Below are 1,893 nucleotides of genomic sequence, written 5' to 3'. Positions count from 1 at the left end.
CGGGTGGCGCACGTCCTTGAGCCCGGCCGCGCCACCCGCTCGCAGCTCCGCTCCCTCCATCACGCCCGCGTCCAGCTCAACCACCCCGTCGAGGTTGAGGCAGGCGCCGATGCCGGCGTTGAGGAGAGGCTCGTCCTCCATAAGGCGAACCGCGGCCAGCACGGCCTCGAGGGCACCGCCGCCTATCGCGCTCCAGCCGGCGTCGCGCGCGCGCTCGACGGCCGCCTGCCGGAGCGGCAGCTCGGCTTCAGGTACCGGGCCGGCTCCGCCGTGGACGATGAGCGCCGGCCGGGCCGAGGTTATTCCGCCTGTAGGTGAGGCCAGCCCTCGCGGCGCTCGAGCATCCGGCGCTCGGCGATCCGGCGGTCGAACGGCCAGACGCCGCGCCGGCCGGCCGCGGCTCGCACCGGGTCACGCCTCTCCGCGTACCGCCGCTCCGCCCAGGCGCGCCTGTCGCCATTGCGGCGCTCAGGGCCACGAGGTATCAAAACTTCGCTCACAACCACCACTCCTTCCTGCACGACACCCACTCCTTCCTTTTCGATCGACGATGGAGCGTAACTATCGCACGGGATGATCTAGAGCGCTGAGTTTTTCGTCAATTCGTCGTTCCGACCGCCGCCGCTCCAGCTCGTCGCCAGGGCCCAGGTCGACGAACGCGGCGTAGCGAGCGAGCCGCGGATGGACCTCGGCGACCCGGCGGAACATCTCCTGCGCCACCCACCTGTAGTCGGGGTGCCCTTGGGGTGTGGTCCTCAGCTCGCACAGGTGGTACACCTCGCGCAGGTTCGCCCGGAAGTACCAGCGAACCCGGAAGGCGAGCGGAACGATGTACTGGGCCACCGCCGGGCCGGCGTCTCGCTCGAGCGTCCGGTGCACGGCGGCGGCGCCTTCGACTGCGGCCTGGAAGCGGTCCGCCATGCCGAGCTCGCCCAGGCCGGGCGGCAGGTCGTATCCGAGTGAGGTGCCCAGCAGCTGACGGTCCTGGGTGAGCATGCGGTGGCGGTGCAGGTCCCGATACGCGCCGAAGTTGGCGACGATCTCGAACGTGTACTGCGCTTGCTCCAGCGCCCGGGGCGCGCGCTGGCGGCGATTCGCGCGGTCGCCCAGCAGAGCCTCCAGGACCTGCGCCGGGTCGCCGGTCTGCTCGTCAAGGCTCAAGCTCGAGTACGGGAACAGCGCCGCCGCCACGACCTTGCGTTCGGCGTCCGGGTCGAACTCGACGAGCTTGACCAAAGGCCCGATCACAGATTCGCCCGCCCCGCGCTGGGCGAGGGACGCCGTCGCATCCCGAATTCTCGCCATCCGCTCGGCTGCCGGGCGTCCATACCGATCGTCGAGCGCCCTTTTTACAAAAGCGGGGATGACCAGCGCGAGCTCGTGGTGCAGGTCAGTCGCAAGACGCCGGCACTCCGGCAGGTCGTGGGCCGCCAGCTTGGTGATCAGGTACTCGAACGCCCGGCCGTTGCCGAACAGGCCGAGGTTGGTCAGCGTTCCGGCGGGAAGCAAGCCCCGAAGCAGGTCGAGCGCCTTGGCCCGCGTCGCCGACTTCCACGCCCGGTCCGTCTCGCCCGGCTCGATCGGATAACGCGTCCGGATCGCCTCGGTGACCGGCTCCACCAGGCTGCTGTAGACGGCGAACAGCGCATCCGCCCCGGGCTCGTAACCGGGATGGGCCAGCTCCGGCCCACGGTAGAAGAGGTACCGGCCATCGGGGCCCGGGCGATCGAACCGGACATAGCGCGTCGACTTCTCGAGCGGGGAGATGCCGATCCGGCTGTCTTCGAGTGCCTTGGCGGCGAGCGTCGAGGTGCGCTCGACGGCGACGTGCGCGCCGGCGAGCTCCGCCACCGAGTCGTCCCCGTAACCCACCAGGACCCGTTCGTAGAACTC

Annotated in this window: 1 protein-coding gene; it reads right to left on the bottom strand. The window is 70.3% G+C overall.

Annotated elements, in window-relative coordinates:
- Positions 1-561: 561 nt before the first annotated feature.
- Positions 562-1,893 (bottom strand): FAD-dependent thymidylate synthase (locus VG869_14810; protein HEV3452454.1); only part of this gene is annotated, 1,332 nt, incomplete at its 5' end.

It is taken from the genome of Acidimicrobiia bacterium, assembly GCA_035948415.1.
In the GTDB taxonomy this organism is placed as follows: domain Bacteria; phylum Actinomycetota; class Acidimicrobiia; order IMCC26256; family PALSA-555; genus PALSA-555.
Note: the sequence above shows the minus strand (reverse complement) of the source record. Positions and strands in the feature narration are given on the sequence as shown.